The sequence below is a fragment of the Neorhizobium sp. DAR64860/K0K1 genome, assembly GCF_050500205.1.
Taxonomy (GTDB): Bacteria; Pseudomonadota; Alphaproteobacteria; order Rhizobiales; family Rhizobiaceae; genus Neorhizobium; species Neorhizobium soli.
Genome location: NZ_CP191460.1, coordinates 224,737 through 240,036 on the forward strand (window position 1 = coordinate 224,737; position 15,300 = coordinate 240,036).

Genomic DNA, 15,300 nt, shown 5'->3' on the forward strand with positions numbered 1-15,300 from the left:
GATCGCCGATGCAAACCCCTATTCTATAATTATGCTAATGAAATTTATAGTTGTATATGAGCGCATATTATAGAAAACGTCGAGGGGCTCACGTGATCTGTTCACCTGACCACCAAAACGGAGTAAAAAATGCAGCACTGGCTGGATAAGCTGACAGATCTCGCGGCGATCAAAGGCGACGAATGCATCCTTACACGAGGTCTTGCAGACCTTACCGAGCATTTCGGCTATACCGGCTACGCCTATCTCCATATCCAGCACAAGCATACAATCGCAATCACCAATTATCATCGCGAGTGGCGGTCGACGTATTTCCAGAAGAACTTCGACAAGCTCGATCCGGTCGTCAAACGCGCGAAATCCAGGAAGCAAGTTTTTGCGTGGTCCGGAGAACAGGATCGCGCGAAGCAATCGAAGGAAGAGCGTACTTTCTACGCGCATGCTGCCGATTTCGGCATCCGCTCCGGGGTAACCGTTCCGATCAAGACTGCCAACGGCTCGATGTCGATGTTCACTTTAGCGTCGGAAAGGCCAGCAATCGATCTTGACCGTGAGATAGACGCGGTCGCTGCCGCCGCGGCCGTCGGACAACTCCATGCCCGCATCTCGTTCCTTCAAACCACTCCGACCGTGGAAGATGCCGCCTGGCTCGATCCCAAAGAGGCGACCTATCTCAGATGGATTGCCGTCGGCATGACGATGGAGGAGATCGCTGATCTCGAAGGGGTCAAATACAACACCGTCCGCGTCAAGCTTCGCGAGTCTATGAAGCGCTTCGATGTCCGGAGCAAGGCCCATCTCACAGCCCTCGCAATTCGTAGAAAGCTGATTTGAAAGACCGGCAGCTGACTCCACTGGATCTGTCGGCGCACCAGTCTGGCGTAAAAAACCGGATCAGTTAGCGGCCATGTTGGGAATGTACCCGAGAACCCCCAGGAGCGTGTTAAGCGCGCTCATCTGTGCATGCATCTCGATCATTGCTTCGATGTATTCGAGATGCTGAACGCCGCCAGTGGTTTTTCCTGTCTTGTAATCCTCCGGCAAAGCCTGGAACAGTTGATCCGCCTTCTCCAGGAGCTGCCTGTGCAGCCTGATGGCATTGACTGTCAGCGTTTCGAGTTCTGCCGGCCCGAGGCCGCTGGTCAACCCGATCACCGGGCGCAGTTCGCATGTGTCCGCTGCTGAATTTTCCAAATCCATTTGTGATCCAACCCAGAGTTTAGTCCGCGGTTCGCCCCCGCAGACGCTAATCCCTGATCCCAAGCCGGGGGTTGGAAACTGTACTCGGACAGTCCTGCGACCTTTAGCACCGGGGCACCTGGACATACGTCGCAGGCCCACCGGCCAATGGCCAGAGGATTCTGATGTCGAAACGGCCGACATCAACCACCGAGTAGAGGTTTCCACACCCCGGGACAGCGCGTACTGCCCTACCCGTGCTTATAACAGGCGAATGCTTTTTTCGCTAGGGCGACGGAAGAACAATTGCGGTGCAGATCTGCAGATAAGGGGAAGTCAACGCTTTGCGGCGATGCCGGACAGGTCGATCCTGATCCCTGCTTTGTTGGGATCGGATGCCGAAGTCTCAGTAGGCACCTCGGGTTTGGTTTCATCTCCCGGAAGGCCGGCTTGCGTGTCGGCGCCATCTCGCCGGACCGGCCGCGGCTGGGCGAGCTTTACATCAGCTGGATCTTCCGCCCTAAACACTGCCGTTCCTTCGAAGTATCCCGTCTGCCAGGCGATGATCGCATCGTCGAACACTTGCGGCAGGACTTGCCTCTCGGTCGGGTTGCCGTACCACTCGGTCACGATCCGGTAGACCCTGGCAAAGAGCGCCGTGCCCATGCGGATGTTCCCGCACGCATCGACCAGGTCCGCCTTCATCTGGCCCGCCTCCACGACGCCGAGCCCGGCGGGATATTGTGTGATCCCGACGCGAACGGTATTGCGACCGAGGTTTTCTCGGATCAACGCCAGCGCTTCCTCCGCCGTCTTCGGCCTGGGCACCAGTACGACCCGGTTCCCGGAGCGGATCGTTACCGCCAAGGGATCCTGCGACCCTGCCCGCTCGATGAACTGTTCGACGATCGCCGGCTTCAGGCCGGGATCGCTGCATTCTTGGATGAGGGCGGCATCGACCATCGCGAACAATTCCTTATCTGTTGAAAGCCGTGACGACGGGCAGACCGAACAGTTTTGCCCAGGCGACCACGCTCGCGTTTTGAATGGCGACGATCGACGTTCCTGCGGTCCACCATCCGTTGCCCGGGGCAACGATTGCGGTGGGGGAATGCAGCATCGACTGCAGGACCGGCCAAAGGAGGAGCTGTTCGTAGCAGATCAGCACGGCGATCGTCTGGCCGTCGCTTTGCACAACTGGATTGCCGAAGAGGTTGGCGCGAGCTCCACCGTCCTGCCCGGTCCATGCCCGCCGTGGCTGCCACATGGACACCGGGACCGGCATGCGTTCGCGATAGAGAATACGTGCCTCGTCAGCCGAAATCGCCACCATGACATTGTCGTAGCCGCCCGGATCGATGACGGCCGCGCCGGCGATCACAGTGAGCGCCGAGCCTCGCAAGCCTTGGCTCCAGAGCTTTGCCACGGTCGGCGTCCAGAACCCCAGAGCACTTTCGGGAAGAACGATGAACCTAGTCTTCACCGATGCAGCCGCGCGCACCGTTGCGATCAGGTGACGGTGATAATCGAGTGAGCCGTCTCGTCCGAGACTCTGACCGTGTTCGAGGTCGACGCCCTTCCATCCCTCGGGTAGGTCAGGTGATGTCCACGTGGCAGTGGACCAGAGCCAGAATCCTCCCAGGACGATGGCGGTAGCCGGCCAATATCGCGATGTCATCATCGCGAGGCCGGCTGTCATCGCGACCAGCCCCCACCATCCCCATCCCGGAAAGAGCACACCAGTAGCGGTGAGCGGATGCGCCCAGCCGGTTATGCCGAGGGGCGGCAGGCCTAATAGCATCGCCGCCGCCAGATAGCGCGCCGCCATTGCCATTCCCGTTCGACCTACTCCCGGAGACTTGCCTGCCGGTCGCGCCTTCCAGAGCGCCGCATGCACGCCGGCGAAGGATAGCGAAGCAACTGCCCAGAGCAGAAGCCCAGGCCAGAGATCGGCGGCATAGAAGTTGGCGACGCCCTGCGGCAGCCCGCGCGAGGCGCCAAAAAAATATCCGGCCGACACGAGCACCGCCGTCAGCCGTGATGGCGACATGGCCCATAGCGTCGGGAACAACACAGCGACAGGAAGGGCCAGCACATGACCGCTCCAGGCAGTCCAGCCGCAAGCGACGGATACCGCGATGAGCAGGCAGGGTCGCCGCCAGTTATGGATCGAACGTGAGGACCGGCCGCGCCAGGCCGAGAAGGCCCGTATCGGGAACCGGTCCAAAATACCGACTATCATAGGAGCTCGCAAATGATGAGTGAAGGAACAGATTTCTCAGTGGCACGGTGCCGGTTTTGAACGGTGTGATCGGCCTGCCCTCGCCATCGCTGGTTCGAACGATCGATGAGGGAAGAGGCCTGCCGTTGACACTGACATTCGCGCCGATTTCCACATGCTGTCCGGAAAGCGCCGCAACTGTCTTGATCATCGGCGCAAAGCCACCGGGGCAGAGGCCACGCCTGACATAGCCGCGGCTGCGTGCCTCCTCGAATGACGCGGTCGCCGGTGGGCAGATGAATATGAGATCGCCGGCTTTGACCGGACGCTGAAGGGCGACGATACGCCAGAGCCCAAGCGGCTCGCTCGGTGTCAGGTTCAACCGGAAGCCGCCCATATAGGCGATTGCCGCGAGACCCGCGATCATCCCGCCCACGCAGGCCAGGAGCAAGAGAACGCGCCGCCTCATTGTTTCATCACCGGCGTCTGGCGTTGGGCGAGACGCAGATCCTCGGCCTGTCGCAGTGTCTGGACGGTGCGCTCGTGAGCGGCGAGCTGCTGGGACGTGCGCATGATCGGCCAGGCTTCTGTCAGACGCTCCTTCTGCTCGGGCTGCAGCCCTTCGGAGAGTTTGTCGAATAGCTTTCCGGATGGTTCGCGCGCGGAATTGGTGAGCAAAGTGCGTTCCCCGAACCGCTCAGTGACGGCCTGGTTGAACCCGTCGATCTCAGTCTTAGTTTCGCGATTGCTCAGTGCATATGCCATGGCCGCCGGCAGATCGTTGCGGTCGATCGCATCACGCACGCGCTCCAGCACCACATGTGCTGCCGGCGAGAGCGCCGGGATGTCGATCGACACGCGCTGACGCAATACCTGCTCGTCAGCCTGCAGCCGCTGCACCGCGGTCTCGCGCATCCTCAGATACTGCTCAAGATCGCGCTTCAGGGCCGGAGCATTGAGGTCTGCAACGCGACGGTCCTCGCGCTCATTCTTGCTGGCAAGAATGCCGGTCTTGCCCCTGAGCGGTCCGATCGACGCCGGGGCGGTCGTCAGCGTCTGAAGCGCCAATTTGGCCGTTTCCTTATCCACTAGCACCGCATCGAAGTTCATCGCCCGGAAGGCGGTCTCGGGATCGGCAAAGACGTAAGCAAAACGGGTCGAGACCTCTTCCCATTGTTTCCTAAGGGCTGGATCGGTGTCGAGCTTGTTCTCTACCGCGTCGGCAACGGAACCGGAAAAGGTTTTGATGCCTGCGAACATGGGCGCGGCCTCCTTGATCGTTTGAGTTTTTAAGGGATGGTGCAGACCGAGACGCTCTGCAAAGACGGCAAGGCGCTGGCCAAGCTCGACCAATTTCGTCTTCTGGCGCAGCGTCCAGTCGAGTTGGTCGCGCACCAGCGTGCGGGCCACCTGGACGATGTTGAGGCCGCGGCTTTCCGCGAACCGCAATGCCTCGCGGTAAAGCTTTCCGCGCTCGTAATCGAGCGTGGTCTCTTTGGCATTCTTTCGGGAGAGCACCTTGGCCAGGCCGCCGTTATAGGCGAAGGACCGGTGGCCGTAATAGAGCTGCAAATCCTCGCGATGGCGGGTCATCGCCACATAGGTCAGATGCCGGTCCAGCGAGAGGCTTGCCAACACCTTCACGCAGTCGACGGTAGCGCCTTGGCTTTTATGGATCGTCGTGGCGTATCCATGATCGAGATTGCTGTAGAAGCGTTGCTCGACGATGACCTGCCGGCGCTGATCGCCCTCTCCAATGACAGCAACGATCCTGTTCGGTGCGACCTCCACGACATGAGCGATCATGCCGTTCTTGACGCCGAGCGAGGTCTCGTTCTTCAGGAAGACGATCTGGTCGCCCTCGTCGAACTGCCTGACACCGTCAGCCGTTTTGAAGACATGGCCCTCACCGACAATGCCGCGGTCGACGAGTTTTTCGCGGGCCATAATGTTCAGCATCCGAACGTCACGACGCAGATGCGCGAGGATCAACGTTGTCTTCGTCTGATCGTAATCGTGGTTCCAGTCACCGATCAGCCGCTCGACTGCGTCGGCCTTGAGGCGCGTTCCGGTGATCCTGGCATTTGCATTATAGGCGGTCATCGCCTTTTCGACATTGCCTCGGGCCAGATCGAGCGATGCCTTGCGCATCCAGTCCTCGCGCTGGCGATAGATCGTCTCGAGTTCGGCATAACCTATGCGGTCGACGATGGCGCGGAAGGCGGCCCCCGCCTCGATCGGCTGGAGCTGTTCGGGATCGCCGACCACAACGATCTTGGCGCCTGCCCTGACGACGGCATCGACAAAGCCGGCCATCTGTTTTGAGGCGACCATACCTGCTTCGTCCATGACGAAGACGGTTTTGTCATCGAGAACGTCACGGCCCCGTTTCCACCGCAACTCCCATGATGCCAGTGTGCGGCTTTCGATGCCCGCTTCGCTCGAAAGACCCTCCGCCGCCTTGCCGGCAAGCGCGCCGCCGACGACACGGTATCCGGCCAGTTCCCACGCCTCGCGGGCAGCCTTCATCATCGTGGTTTTGCCGGCGCCGGCGCGACCAACCACGGCGACGATCCTGGCGGGACCGGCGATCCGCTCGATCGCCGCTTTCTGCTCCTGCGACAACCGCTCATGCCGCCGGAACGTTGCGTCCAGAGCAGCTTCAGAGACAGCATGACCGTCCCGGTTCGACAGCCAGATTGCCTGCCGCACCATCGTTGCTTCCAGCCGGATCATCGCACGGGTCGAATAACGGGCCAGCACCTTTTCTCCGGTCGCGAACGCGATCGTGTCGCGCTGCAAACGCAAGACTTCCGGGTTCAGGATGATGCGTAACATTAGTTGCTGGAAGACAGTCGGGTCATCGACATAACGATGCAGAACCTTGGCCACATCGCGTTCATCGAAGACGCTTTTCTCACGGGTGATCAGGTCAAGCACGATGGCTGGATTGTTCAAAATGCGGCGGGTGTTTTCGCTCCGCCGCTCTTCGTTCAATTCGATGCGCTCAAGCTCTGGCCTGACGCCCTGCCCCTGCGCCTTTCGCTCGATCGCCTTGGCACCGACGCCAAGATGGATGGTCGGCTCGAGCTCGATCCCTTGCTTCTCGTAGGAACGGCCCTCGATACGGAGATCAATCCCGCCGAGCGCCAGGTGATGGTTGAGTCGCTCGAACCATCCATCGCGTAAGGAATTGAAGTCGTCGGTCGAACCCGCCCAGAGCTCATAGAGGATTTTGCCGGACTTCGTGCGGACCGGCTGGCCATCCTCGCCATTGACCGCAACCTTCTTCGATCCGAATCCCTCCTCGGTCAGCGGCCGCAATGTGGTCAGCAGATGGATGTGCGGATTGCCTGGATTGTCGTGGTAGACCCAATCGGCCACCATGCCCTTGGCGTGGATGTGTTTTGCCACGAAGTCCCGCACCAGGGCGATGTTCTGCTCGGTCGACAGCTCCAGTGGAAGCGCTATGGTCAGGTCGCGAGCGAGCTGCGCATCGGAACGCTTCTCGAAAGCCTCGACCTTGTTCCAGAAGGCTTCTGAAGCTGCGGCAACAGAGCGGTCGGCAATCATTGTGCGGACCCATTTCGGGGCATCGGCCGGAAGCAGGAATTCCTCATGCAGCAGCCCCTCTTTACGGGTGTAGTCGATGGTGCGGGCCTCGCGCTCATATTCCATCTTCGCGCAGTGCCGGTAGGCCGCAGACAGCACCACACTGCGGCCGCCGCCGCGGCTGACGATGCTGGCTGAGAAGTGGGCGATGGCCACGGCGGTAAAGCTCCCGGTTTGAACGCCGTTCGTTGGGAGCGGTCAGGCCATGGTCGGCCGCACTTCGGGCGCTGAGCAACGCGTCGCATCAGCGACGTATAATTGCGCCCTTGGATCCGCTCCTTCGGAACGGCGGGATCATCCTCCAAAGTGTCGGCTTTGCCGACGTGCAGATCTGCACATTCCTTCAGACGTGCTTTTGAGGAAATCTTGCAGCGGAACAGACGCCGCCAAGATTTTCAGGGAGATGCGACCGGAATGAAGAAACCATCATCGAAGATCAGGGAAGAAATCGCCAGATTACAGGATCAGCTGAGACAAGCAGAAACACGCGAGGCCGAGCGCATCGGCCGGATCGCGCTGAAGGCCGGTCTCGGTGAGATCGAGATCGAGGAAACCGAGCTACAGGCCGCGTTCGAAGAGATCACCGGGCGATTTCGCGGAGGTAAGGCGCCTTCGACCGGGAAGAGAAACGCTGGTGACGGCAGGACAGCAGGCGAGACGGTCACGACGATCGAGACTAGCGGTGCTGCGGGCAGCGGTCGTGAGGCTTGAACGCATGGCCCGCACGATGACGAATGACGCACGCAAGAAAGACACCCGCGAAAAAATCGAACTCGGTGGCCTGATCGTCAAGGCAGGACTGCGCTACGAGAAGCGGGCACTACTGCTCGGCCTGCTGATCGATGCCAGTCATCGCCTCAAGGGCGACGATGCGGAGCAGTCGCGCCTGACAGTGATAGGCGCGGAGGCGTTCGCTCATGACGGCGAGTAAAGTGTTTCCCGCCGTGATCCCCGCCACGACGATGATCGTCGTCGTGGTATTCATGCCGGGGATCGAACACTGGCTGGCCGCGTTCGGTAAGACTGCGCAGGCGAAGCTGATGCTCGGGCGGATCGGCCTCGCGCTGCCCTATACCACCGCGGCTGCAATCGGCACGATCTTCCTGTTCGCGGCGAATGGCACCGCGGGTATCAAGCGGGCAGGATGGGGTGTCGTCGGCGGAAACGGAGTGGCAATTCTCATCGCTCTCCTGCGCGAAGGGGTTCGCCTGGCCGGGATCGTTGGCGACATCCCGAAAGGTCAATCCGTGCTCGGATATGCCGACCCCGCAACGATGCTTGGCGCATCGACAACGTTCCTCGCCGGCGTCTTCGCACTGCGCGTCGCGATGAAGGGGAACGCAGCTTTTGCCAAAGCCGCACCAAGGCGGATTGGGGGAAGGCGAGCGGTGCATGGCGAGGCCGACTGGATGAAGGTGCAGGAGGCCGCAAAACTTTTCCCCGATCCCGGCGGCATTGTCGTCGGCGAACGGTATCGCGTCGATCGCGACAGCGTTGCTGCTGTGTCGTTCCGCGCCGATGATCCGTCGACTTGGGGCGCGGGCGGCAAGAGCCCGCTCCTTTGCTTCGACGGCTCCTTCGGCTCCTCGCATGGCATCGTCTTCGCCGGCTCCGGTGGTTTCAAGACGACGTCGGTGACGGTCCCGACCGCGCTCAAATGGGGCGGCGGCCTCGTCGTCCTCGACCCGTCGAGCGAGGTCGCGCCGATGGTAGCGGAGCATCGCCGCAAGGCTGGCCGGAAGGTGATCGTTCTCGATCCCTCGGCACCAAGTGTCGGCTTCAACGCGCTCGATTGGATCGGGCGACACGGCAGCACGAAGGAAGAAGACATCGTCGCCGTCGCAACGTGGATTATGACCGACAATCCTCGCTCGGCGTCTGCCCGCGACGACTTCTTTCGGGCATCGGCGATGCAGCTTCTGACGGCCCTCATCGCCGACGTCTGCCTGTCCGGTCACACGGACGAGGAAGACCAGACCCTGCGCCGTGTGCGGAAGAACCTTTCGGAGCCTGAACCACAGCTGCGGGCGCGCCTGACAAAAATCTACGAGCAGTCGGAATCGGACTTCGTAAAGGAGAACGTTTCGGTCTTCGTCAACATGACGCCGGAAACGTTTTCGGGGGTGTACGCCAATGCGGTAAAAGAAACCCACTGGCTGTCCTATCCGAACTATGCCGCCATCGTCTCGGGCGACAGTTTCTCGACCGACGAGCTCGCTGATGGCGGAACCGACATCTTTATTGCGCTCGATCTAAAGGTGCTCGAAGCCCATCCGGGACTGGCGCGTGTGGTTATCGGATCGCTGCTTAATGCCATCTACAATCGCAACGGCGATGTGAAAGGTCGGGCGCTCTTCCTGCTCGACGAGGTCGCCAGGCTCGGCTATCTGCGCATCCTCGAAACAGCCCGCGACGCCGGACGCAAATACGGCATCACGCTGACGATGATCTTCCAGTCCATCGGCCAGATGCGCGAGGCCTATGGCGGGCGGGACGCCACGAGCAAATGGTTCGAATCCGCGTCGTGGATTTCGTTTGCCGCGATCAACGACCCTGATACTGCCGACTATATCTCGAAACGCTGCGGCGATACGACGGTCGAGGTCGACCAGACAAACCGCTCTTCAGGTGTAAAGGGATCGTCGCGCTCACGTTCTCGGCAGCTCAGCCGCCGGCCGCTGATCCTGCCGCATGAGGTGCTGCGCATGCGCGCGGACGAGCAGATCGTGTTCACATCAGGCAATCCGCCGCTGAGATGCGGACGCGCTATCTGGTTTAGACGCAAAGATATGAGCGCGTCCGTCGGAGAAAACCGGTTTCACAAGCAAATCACAGAAGGGGTGCAGAGCTATAAGGCCGCTCCAACGACAGACACTGAGGAGACATGATATTGAGACGTTTTACGGCAATTGCCAGCCTATCTCCCTTAGCCATTGGCTTCCTCGCATCTGTTGCCTCAGCCCAGCCTTCAAGCAGTGCAAGCAGCGTGAGCGAACCCTTCTCACTCTGCGGAAGCGGGCACCGTATCACCTGCGTAGTGGATGGCGACACGTTCTGGTTTAGAGGTGAGAAGATCAGGATCGCCGACATCGATACGCCGGAGCTCAGCCCGCCGAGATGCGAGCGCGAACGCGAGCGAGGCCTTGCGGCAAAACAGCGTCTGCTCGACATCCTCAATTCGGGTCCGCTCTCGTTCAAGACGACCGCCAGGGATGAAGATCGCTTCGGTCGCAAGCTCAGGATCGTTTACCGCGATCGGCGATCGGTCGGCGATATTCTCGTCGCCGAAGGCTTGGCTCGGAAGTGGGAAGGATCACGACAGAGTTGGTGCGAATGATCCGGGCGCCGGCGGATCACTGTTGTGAATCGATGATGCCCGACCGATTCAAAAGTGTCATTGGACGGCAGATTCCGAACGCGCGATTCTTCTGTTATGATCACGCAGCCCTACCACCTCTATGTCGAGCGTATCGCGCCGGAAAAAAACATGGCGCGGTTTTACGCGCTCGCCGTTCAGCCGACATTGTTCGGCGAGGTGTCGCTTGTACGCGCCTGGGGGCGGATTGGAACGCGCGGACAGCGGATGGTGCATCTGTTCGACAACGAGAGCCAGGCCATCAATCTGTTCTTTGACGTGCTGCGCGAAAAGCGCAAACGCGGCTATCGCCCGAAACCACCTGTGGACATCAAGCGGATCTGACCTTCGTCTCCATCGTCACCGATGACAATCCAGTCAGAAGCTGACACGGATTTTATCTTTGACAACAAGATGCGAGGAATTGCATGACCACCACCAATGAAATCGCCGACAAGATTGCCGCCGACAACGGCCTGACGAAGGTTCAGGCCAAGGGTATCGTTGAAGCCGTCTTCCAGGCAATCTCCGATGCCGCAGGCTCCGACGCTGAAACCTCGATCCCCGGCTTCGGCAAATTCAAGGTGAAAGCTTCGCCTGAGCGCGAGGGTCGCAATCCTGCGACCGGTGAGAAGATGACGGTTGCGGCTTCGAAGAAGCTGACCTTCGCGCCTGCCAAGGCGCTCAAGGATGCACTGAACAAGTGATCCCTGACTTGGAGAGCCCCGCCTTGTCGGGCGGGGCATCCCGTCTCAGTCCCGGTTCGACCGGGACCAGATGAGGGAGAGTCCTTCCTCGCCTTCGACCTCGATCAGCGTTGCGTAGATCGGGGCCGGAAAGCTCGGATCGTCGAGCTTTACCGAGAGGTAATCGCGGCCTTCGTTCGAGGTCTTCTTCCAGGCGGCGCCGAATTCTGTGGCTCCCGCGAGGATGCGGTATTCAGGGCCTTTTTCGGAAGTGCGCTCAACAGTGCGGATGGTTGCCTTGACGTTGAGGTTGAGGGTCTTGATGGTGCCGGAGAAGCCGTTGCCGGAAGCGGTGAAAGAGCCGATGGTTGCCATTGTCGTATTCCTTTTCGGTTGTTCGGGCCGCGTCCATCGCGGCCTCGATGGCAGTCGATAGGACCGGGGACGATCGGCCTGCATCCAACGGACCGAAACGGAGTGGAGGACGGCCAGAGGAGAGGCTTTCTTGGCCATCGCGAGGAATTGGCGCTTCAGCGCACAGGGGAAGAAAACGAGCCGGCCGTTGCGGATGCCGATCGAGCCGAGCATCGCGAGGCGGTCTTTGGTCAGACATGCCTCATCGAGACCGCAGTGGACATGCCAGCTGGCAGATGAAGGGGCACGGCATGGCATCTTTGGTTGTGACAAGTGGGCTGCGTTGCATAGCGCCTACAGGCCTCAATCGAATGGATGAGACAACGCCACATGTGGGAGATTACCGGAACGGAACTTTGCATCCTCTCGCGTAGATGGTTTTGAGGCCATGCCTGGACGAAATCATTGAGGCGCGCTGCTCCGTCGCACGATGCACCCGACCGCACACACCTCTCCAGAAGACCGCTCTGACATGAATGATCTCGGCTATCTCCCAAACCAAGTCGTCCCACAGTTTCGCTCTACGAATTGAAGCGGGGATCCGTCTTTCCTGCGACCATGATCTTTGGCTTGAACTGTGACTTCCGGGCAGGATCTCGGCACAGGTCAGTCAGAACGTTTATGACCGCGCCAGAGGAAGAGGGAAACAAAACTCCTTCGTGATTACGTTACATGAGATTGCCCAGGCACTGGGTGTGAGCCATGTCGAACTGGTCACGGCGGACAGAGAGATTTAAAGCAAATGGCTCGGCCTCGCCACTCAGATGTGATGAGTCCACTCAATCTACCAGATCATCGAAACGCCTCTTCACTTCCTATCCAGATGCTATTATATATTCTCCACAAGGAGAATGATTATGGCTCAGATTTCACGCGTCTACACGCCTGCAGAAGCAGCCGCCGTCAGCGAAATTGCCGTGAAGTCGGTGCATAACGCAATCGACAAACGGATTATCGCCCGACGTCTCGCTGGAAATGAAGGGCGCGCGCTTTCCGACGATGATTTGCTGCGGCTCAAGCTCTGGTACGGTGTCGGCTCAATCCTGTCGGCTGAGCTTCGCCAACGGCTGTTCGACACCATAGACCAGAATCCAGATGCCGATACTGTTCGAGCAGACGATTATCTGATCGTGGATGTTGCCCGGGCCCGGGAACAGCTTGCTGCGCGTGCGGAGGCACTACGGGAAGCGGAACGCGTTATCGGATCTGTAAGGGGTGTCCTTGGCGGCGAACCGGTCTTCAGCAAAACCCGTGTTCCGGTCAGGACGATTGCCGCCATGAAGGCCCACGGCGCGACCACCGAGGAAATTGTCGACGGGTATCCTTCGCTCACTACGCGTATGGTAGAACTCGCAGAGATCTGGACCGCTGCTCACCCGGCACGGGGCCGGCCCCGCAAACTTTCCGACCTTGGCGCGACCGTGAAATCTGTAAAGCGTCTCTCACTTCCGAAGGCCGCTAGCAAATCGTCCGGCAGCTGATCTCGTGAAGTTCCTGATTGATGAGTGCCTGCACACGTCTCTCGTGGCCGTCGCTCAGGACAACGGCCACGATGGCTTCCACGTAAATTGGCTCGGCTTGAGCGGCGAGAAAGACTGGGATCTGATGCCGCGCATCGTGGCGGAGGACTACACCTTTGTGACCAACAACGCGCGCGATTTCAGGAAACTTTACGGCAATGAAGAGATCCATGCGGGATTGATCATCATCGTGCCTCAGGTTGTTCCGGCATTGCAGCGCGACCTGTTTACGCTCGTACTGGAGGCAGTTGCAGGCGGCGAGGAAGTCCTGAACGAGGTGATCGAGATCAGCATTGAGGGCGATGAGGCAGTTCTCACACGCTATTCGCTCCCGGCAAACTGAGAACATCCTTAATTCACTCGTTCCGAGAACAGCGGCTCGATCCGGTCACTTTTTGGGCTCCGATCCTAGTCGGATCGATCCTGATACAGCGTCGTCGGGTTTGGTCGGAGTTTGCTCTGGCATTTCCAAAGATCCGTCCTCGCCAGCATCATCGGCCTCCACGGCGAACGCTGTGCGACCGCGCTACCCGTATCCTCAGCCTGAAAAAGGCCTCATCCTTGAACTTGCCCGGCCGCCGAACGTGGATCGCGTCATCGAACAACTGCGGGAAAACCTCTTCGCTCCTCGGATTATCATACCAATTCGCAACGACACGAAGGATTTTGGCGAACATCGCTGTGCCCATGCGCAGGTTGGCGCAGGGGTCAACCTTCAGTTCAGAAGCATCCTTCGCCTCGATAACCGAGGGGATCTTGGCCACATGCGTATTCTGGAGACTGCGCGAGATGCCGGCCGGAAGTATGGCATCTCGCTGATAATAATCTATTAATCGATCGGCCAACCGCGTGAAACCTATGGGCGCAACGCGTCGAGCAAATGGTTCGAGTGCGCAAGCTGGATCAGTTTTGCCGTATCAACGATCCGGCAACCGCCGATTACATCTCTCGTCGATGCGTTGTGACGACCGTAGAGATCGATCAGGTCAGCCGCAGTTTCCAGTCACGCGGCTCGTCTCGAACGCGCTCAAAGCAGTTGGTCGCCCGGCCGCTGATCCAGCCGCATGAAGTATTGCGCATGCGGGAGGATGAGCAAATCGTATTTACGGCCGGCAACCCGCCACTCAGATGCGAGCGCGCTATCTGGTTTCGGCGGGAAGATATGACAGCCGCGTCGGACGGAGCAGGTTTTGGCAGCGCGAAGCGCCTGCCGACAAAAAAATGAAGAGCATCGGAGAAATCAGCATCGCGACGACCGACAGGGCGTGATTTCGGGAATTCTCGTCATGCATCGGTCGGATATGAGGCAGCCGCAGGAGGCTTAGCATAGCGCCGTGCAAGCGGAAGCCGGAACCGACTGCCCCCGACAGAGGCATTCCGCTTCAGGCGGTCTCTTACTCGCCGGAGACACCCACTGTCAGTCCGTCGAAAACCTCCATCATCGCGTCGGTTATGGCTTCGCCAAGAGCGTTGCCAGCCGCGCGGACGTCGTCCTCAGAACCATCGCGGGCAGCACGTGCAAGATCAAAGCCCTGAGCCGCAACAATCTGCTTAGCGACTTCGATGGCCCAGAGGCCAGAGTCGCCGCGGTTGTCGATCTGGATTGCGTCTTCCATCTGTCCTCCTGAATTTGCTTCGGCGGTTCTTTCCATAGACATTGCGCAATGACAAGCGCGAGGCGCTGATGTTGACCAGGGTCCCATCCAAGGTCTCGCCAGGACATGGAGCGGCCGGCGAGAACCATGGTGTTGAGCTGGAGGTACCGGCCCGGCGAACCGGGCCACACTGCCCCATGCGATATCGTTGAAGCTCGAATCGCAACCTGGAGAGACAATGCGCCAGCAGACCAAGCCTTCGTCGTCGAACGAAAACCAGCTCAGAACCCAGCCGTTGCTAGCCGACACTCATAGTAGGCTGATCGACGGAGAACCGGGCCTGGTCAAGGAGGCCACCCATAAAGACCGGAATTGGTTTGCTTCGGCGGGAATTGAGGTGTGGCAAAAATCGTTCACAGAAGCCGGTTCAGCATTTGCCGAGCATCTGCTTGACCCGGTCAGCGACGGCCGGTTTCCTCCTAGTTGGACAGGGCTTTTAGAACAGCGACGCCCATCTCACCAAGAGGCTCTGTCCGCCCGATTTAACTTGAGAATTTGGCCCAGTTCCAATACTCATGGATGCTGACTCTGGAGCGACTAAGGAACGCGGTTGTTGCACCTCATAGTAAGCCAAGACCGGATCTGGCCAGCGAGCAGCCTGAGTATCAGTCTGCCACCTGCGCCGCACGGGTCGAGCGCATCGATTTCGAGCGTCCGG

18 protein-coding genes and 3 pseudogenes are annotated in these 15,300 nt (G+C 59.6%); 13 read left to right on the plus strand and 8 right to left on the minus strand.

The window, feature by feature from the left end:
* The first annotated feature begins 129 nt into the window (after positions 1-129).
* Positions 130-834 (plus strand): autoinducer-binding transcriptional regulator TraR, encoded by a 705-nt coding sequence (gene traR / locus ACQY1J_RS22550; RefSeq protein ID WP_430252164.1) that lies wholly within the window; start codon positions 130-132, stop codon positions 832-834.
* Between the two features lie 60 nt (positions 835-894).
* Here traR and ACQY1J_RS22555 read toward each other — a convergent pair whose 3' ends face one another.
* The 5 genes from ACQY1J_RS22555 to traA all read right to left on the minus strand — a co-directional run bounded on the left by ACQY1J_RS22555 (position 895) and on the right by traA (position 7,168).
* The gene (locus ACQY1J_RS22555) at positions 895-1,200 is read right to left on the minus strand and encodes a transcriptional repressor TraM (protein WP_430252166.1); all 306 of its coding nucleotides are present in this window, start codon (positions 1,198-1,200) and stop codon (positions 895-897) included.
* A gap of 315 nt (positions 1,201-1,515) precedes the next feature.
* Positions 1,516-2,142, minus strand: a complete 627-nt coding sequence (locus ACQY1J_RS22560) for a TraH family protein (RefSeq protein WP_430252168.1) — start codon at positions 2,140-2,142, stop codon at positions 1,516-1,518.
* Positions 2,143-2,155: 13 nt separating this feature from the next.
* A complete protein-coding gene (locus tag ACQY1J_RS22565) occupies positions 2,156-3,325 on the minus strand; it encodes a conjugal transfer protein TraB (protein ID WP_430252466.1) in 1,170 nt (389 codons plus the stop codon).
* A gap of 16 nt (positions 3,326-3,341) precedes the next feature.
* Entirely contained in the window at positions 3,342-3,869 is a 528-nt protein-coding gene (gene traF, locus ACQY1J_RS22570; protein WP_430252170.1) for a conjugative transfer signal peptidase TraF, read from the minus strand.
* Positions 3,866-7,168: a Ti-type conjugative transfer relaxase TraA gene (gene traA / locus ACQY1J_RS22575; protein ID WP_430252172.1), complete on the minus strand. Its 3,303-nt coding sequence runs from the start codon at positions 7,166-7,168 to the stop codon at positions 3,866-3,868. The genes traF and traA overlap by 4 nt, the downstream gene beginning before the upstream one ends.
* A gap of 258 nt (positions 7,169-7,426) precedes the next feature.
* Between traA and traC the strand changes: the two genes are divergently transcribed.
* From traC to ACQY1J_RS22605, 6 genes are all read left to right on the plus strand, one after another.
* Positions 7,427-7,723: a conjugal transfer protein TraC gene (traC, locus tag ACQY1J_RS22580; RefSeq protein ID WP_430252174.1), complete on the plus strand. Its 297-nt coding sequence runs from the start codon at positions 7,427-7,429 to the stop codon at positions 7,721-7,723.
* Between the two features lie 4 nt (positions 7,724-7,727).
* Entirely contained in the window at positions 7,728-7,943 is a 216-nt protein-coding gene (traD, locus tag ACQY1J_RS22585) for a type IV conjugative transfer system coupling protein TraD (protein WP_430252176.1), read from the plus strand.
* Positions 7,930-9,900, plus strand: a complete 1,971-nt coding sequence (gene traG / locus ACQY1J_RS22590; RefSeq protein WP_430252178.1) for a Ti-type conjugative transfer system protein TraG — start codon at positions 7,930-7,932, stop codon at positions 9,898-9,900. Before traD ends, traG begins: the two co-directional genes overlap by 14 nt.
* The gene (locus ACQY1J_RS22595; protein ID WP_430252180.1) at positions 9,897-10,349 is read left to right on the plus strand and encodes a thermonuclease family protein; all 453 of its coding nucleotides are present in this window, start codon (positions 9,897-9,899) and stop codon (positions 10,347-10,349) included. Before traG ends, ACQY1J_RS22595 begins: the two co-directional genes overlap by 4 nt.
* 96 nt (positions 10,350-10,445) lie before the next feature.
* Complete coding sequence (locus ACQY1J_RS22600; protein WP_430252182.1) at positions 10,446-10,712, plus strand: WGR domain-containing protein; 267 nt, start codon at positions 10,446-10,448, stop codon at positions 10,710-10,712.
* A gap of 83 nt (positions 10,713-10,795) precedes the next feature.
* A complete protein-coding gene (locus tag ACQY1J_RS22605) occupies positions 10,796-11,074 on the plus strand; it encodes an HU family DNA-binding protein (RefSeq protein WP_430252184.1) in 279 nt (92 codons plus the stop codon).
* A gap of 45 nt (positions 11,075-11,119) precedes the next feature.
* On the opposite strand, the gene ACQY1J_RS22610 is transcribed toward ACQY1J_RS22605, so the two are convergent.
* Positions 11,120-11,428: a DUF736 domain-containing protein gene (locus tag ACQY1J_RS22610; protein WP_430252186.1), complete on the minus strand. Its 309-nt coding sequence runs from the start codon at positions 11,426-11,428 to the stop codon at positions 11,120-11,122.
* A 508-nt stretch (positions 11,429-11,936) separates the two neighbouring features.
* On the opposite strand from ACQY1J_RS22610, the pseudogene ACQY1J_RS22615 reads away from it, so the two are divergent.
* From ACQY1J_RS22615 to ACQY1J_RS22630, 4 genes and pseudogenes are all read left to right on the plus strand, one after another.
* A pseudogene (locus ACQY1J_RS22615) lies at positions 11,937-12,105 on the plus strand (IncP-type conjugal transfer protein TrbI); the annotation flags it as partial.
* Positions 12,106-12,204, plus strand: a pseudogene (locus tag ACQY1J_RS22620) (transcriptional regulator); the annotation flags it as partial. It lies immediately after the preceding pseudogene.
* 120 nt (positions 12,205-12,324) lie between these two features.
* Positions 12,325-12,948 carry a DUF433 domain-containing protein gene (locus ACQY1J_RS22625; protein ID WP_192088145.1) on the plus strand — a complete coding sequence of 208 codons (624 nt, stop codon included), beginning with the start codon at positions 12,325-12,327 and terminating at the stop codon, positions 12,946-12,948.
* Positions 12,949-12,952: 4 nt separating this feature from the next.
* A complete protein-coding gene (locus tag ACQY1J_RS22630; protein ID WP_430252187.1) occupies positions 12,953-13,330 on the plus strand; it encodes a DUF5615 family PIN-like protein in 378 nt (125 codons plus the stop codon).
* 148 nt (positions 13,331-13,478) lie between these two features.
* Here ACQY1J_RS22630 and ACQY1J_RS22635 read toward each other — a convergent pair whose 3' ends face one another.
* A complete protein-coding gene (locus tag ACQY1J_RS22635) occupies positions 13,479-13,751 on the minus strand; it encodes a hypothetical protein (RefSeq protein WP_430252469.1) in 273 nt (90 codons plus the stop codon).
* On the opposite strand from ACQY1J_RS22635, the pseudogene ACQY1J_RS22640 reads away from it, so the two are divergent.
* Positions 13,743-14,256: pseudogene (locus tag ACQY1J_RS22640) on the plus strand (type IV secretory system conjugative DNA transfer family protein); the annotation flags it as partial. The gene ACQY1J_RS22635 and the pseudogene ACQY1J_RS22640 sit on opposite strands and share 9 nt — an antisense overlap.
* Positions 14,257-14,381: 125 nt before the next feature.
* Here the strand turns inward: ACQY1J_RS22640 and ACQY1J_RS22645 are convergent.
* Complete coding sequence (locus ACQY1J_RS22645) at positions 14,382-14,603, minus strand: hypothetical protein (RefSeq protein WP_430252189.1); 222 nt, start codon at positions 14,601-14,603, stop codon at positions 14,382-14,384.
* 217 nt (positions 14,604-14,820) lie between these two features.
* Here ACQY1J_RS22645 and ACQY1J_RS22650 point away from each other — a divergent pair, with 217 nt between their 5' ends.
* Positions 14,821-15,168, plus strand: coding sequence for a hypothetical protein (locus tag ACQY1J_RS22650; RefSeq protein WP_430252190.1), 348 nt, complete (start codon positions 14,821-14,823; stop codon positions 15,166-15,168).
* Positions 15,169-15,300: the final 132 nt, after the last annotated feature.

Bases quoted from the DNA above. Each gene is read 5' to 3' on its own strand.
- traF (WP_430252170.1), bottom strand. From the start codon at position 3,869: ATGAGGCGGCGCGTTCTCTTGCTCCTGGCCTGCGTGGGCGGGATGATC.
- ACQY1J_RS22555 (WP_430252166.1), bottom strand. From the start codon at position 1,200: ATGGATTTGGAAAATTCAGCAGCGGACACATGCGAACTGCGCCCGGTG.
- ACQY1J_RS22610 (WP_430252186.1), bottom strand. From the start codon at position 11,428: ATGGCAACCATCGGCTCTTTCACCGCTTCCGGCAACGGCTTCTCCGGC.
- ACQY1J_RS22560 (WP_430252168.1), bottom strand. From the start codon at position 2,142: ATGGTCGATGCCGCCCTCATCCAAGAATGCAGCGATCCCGGCCTGAAG.
- traC (WP_430252174.1), top strand. From the start codon at position 7,427: ATGAAGAAACCATCATCGAAGATCAGGGAAGAAATCGCCAGATTACAG.
- ACQY1J_RS22645 (WP_430252189.1), bottom strand. From the start codon at position 14,603: ATGGAAGACGCAATCCAGATCGACAACCGCGGCGACTCTGGCCTCTGG.
- ACQY1J_RS22600 (WP_430252182.1), top strand. From the start codon at position 10,446: ATGATCACGCAGCCCTACCACCTCTATGTCGAGCGTATCGCGCCGGAA.
- ACQY1J_RS22605 (WP_430252184.1), top strand. From the start codon at position 10,796: ATGACCACCACCAATGAAATCGCCGACAAGATTGCCGCCGACAACGGC.
- ACQY1J_RS22625 (WP_192088145.1), top strand. From the start codon at position 12,325: ATGGCTCAGATTTCACGCGTCTACACGCCTGCAGAAGCAGCCGCCGTC.
- ACQY1J_RS22650 (WP_430252190.1), top strand. From the start codon at position 14,821: ATGCGCCAGCAGACCAAGCCTTCGTCGTCGAACGAAAACCAGCTCAGA.
- traR (WP_430252164.1), top strand. From the start codon at position 130: ATGCAGCACTGGCTGGATAAGCTGACAGATCTCGCGGCGATCAAAGGC.
- ACQY1J_RS22595 (WP_430252180.1), top strand. From the start codon at position 9,897: ATGATATTGAGACGTTTTACGGCAATTGCCAGCCTATCTCCCTTAGCC.
- traD (WP_430252176.1), top strand. From the start codon at position 7,728: ATGGCCCGCACGATGACGAATGACGCACGCAAGAAAGACACCCGCGAA.
- traG (WP_430252178.1), top strand. From the start codon at position 7,930: ATGACGGCGAGTAAAGTGTTTCCCGCCGTGATCCCCGCCACGACGATG.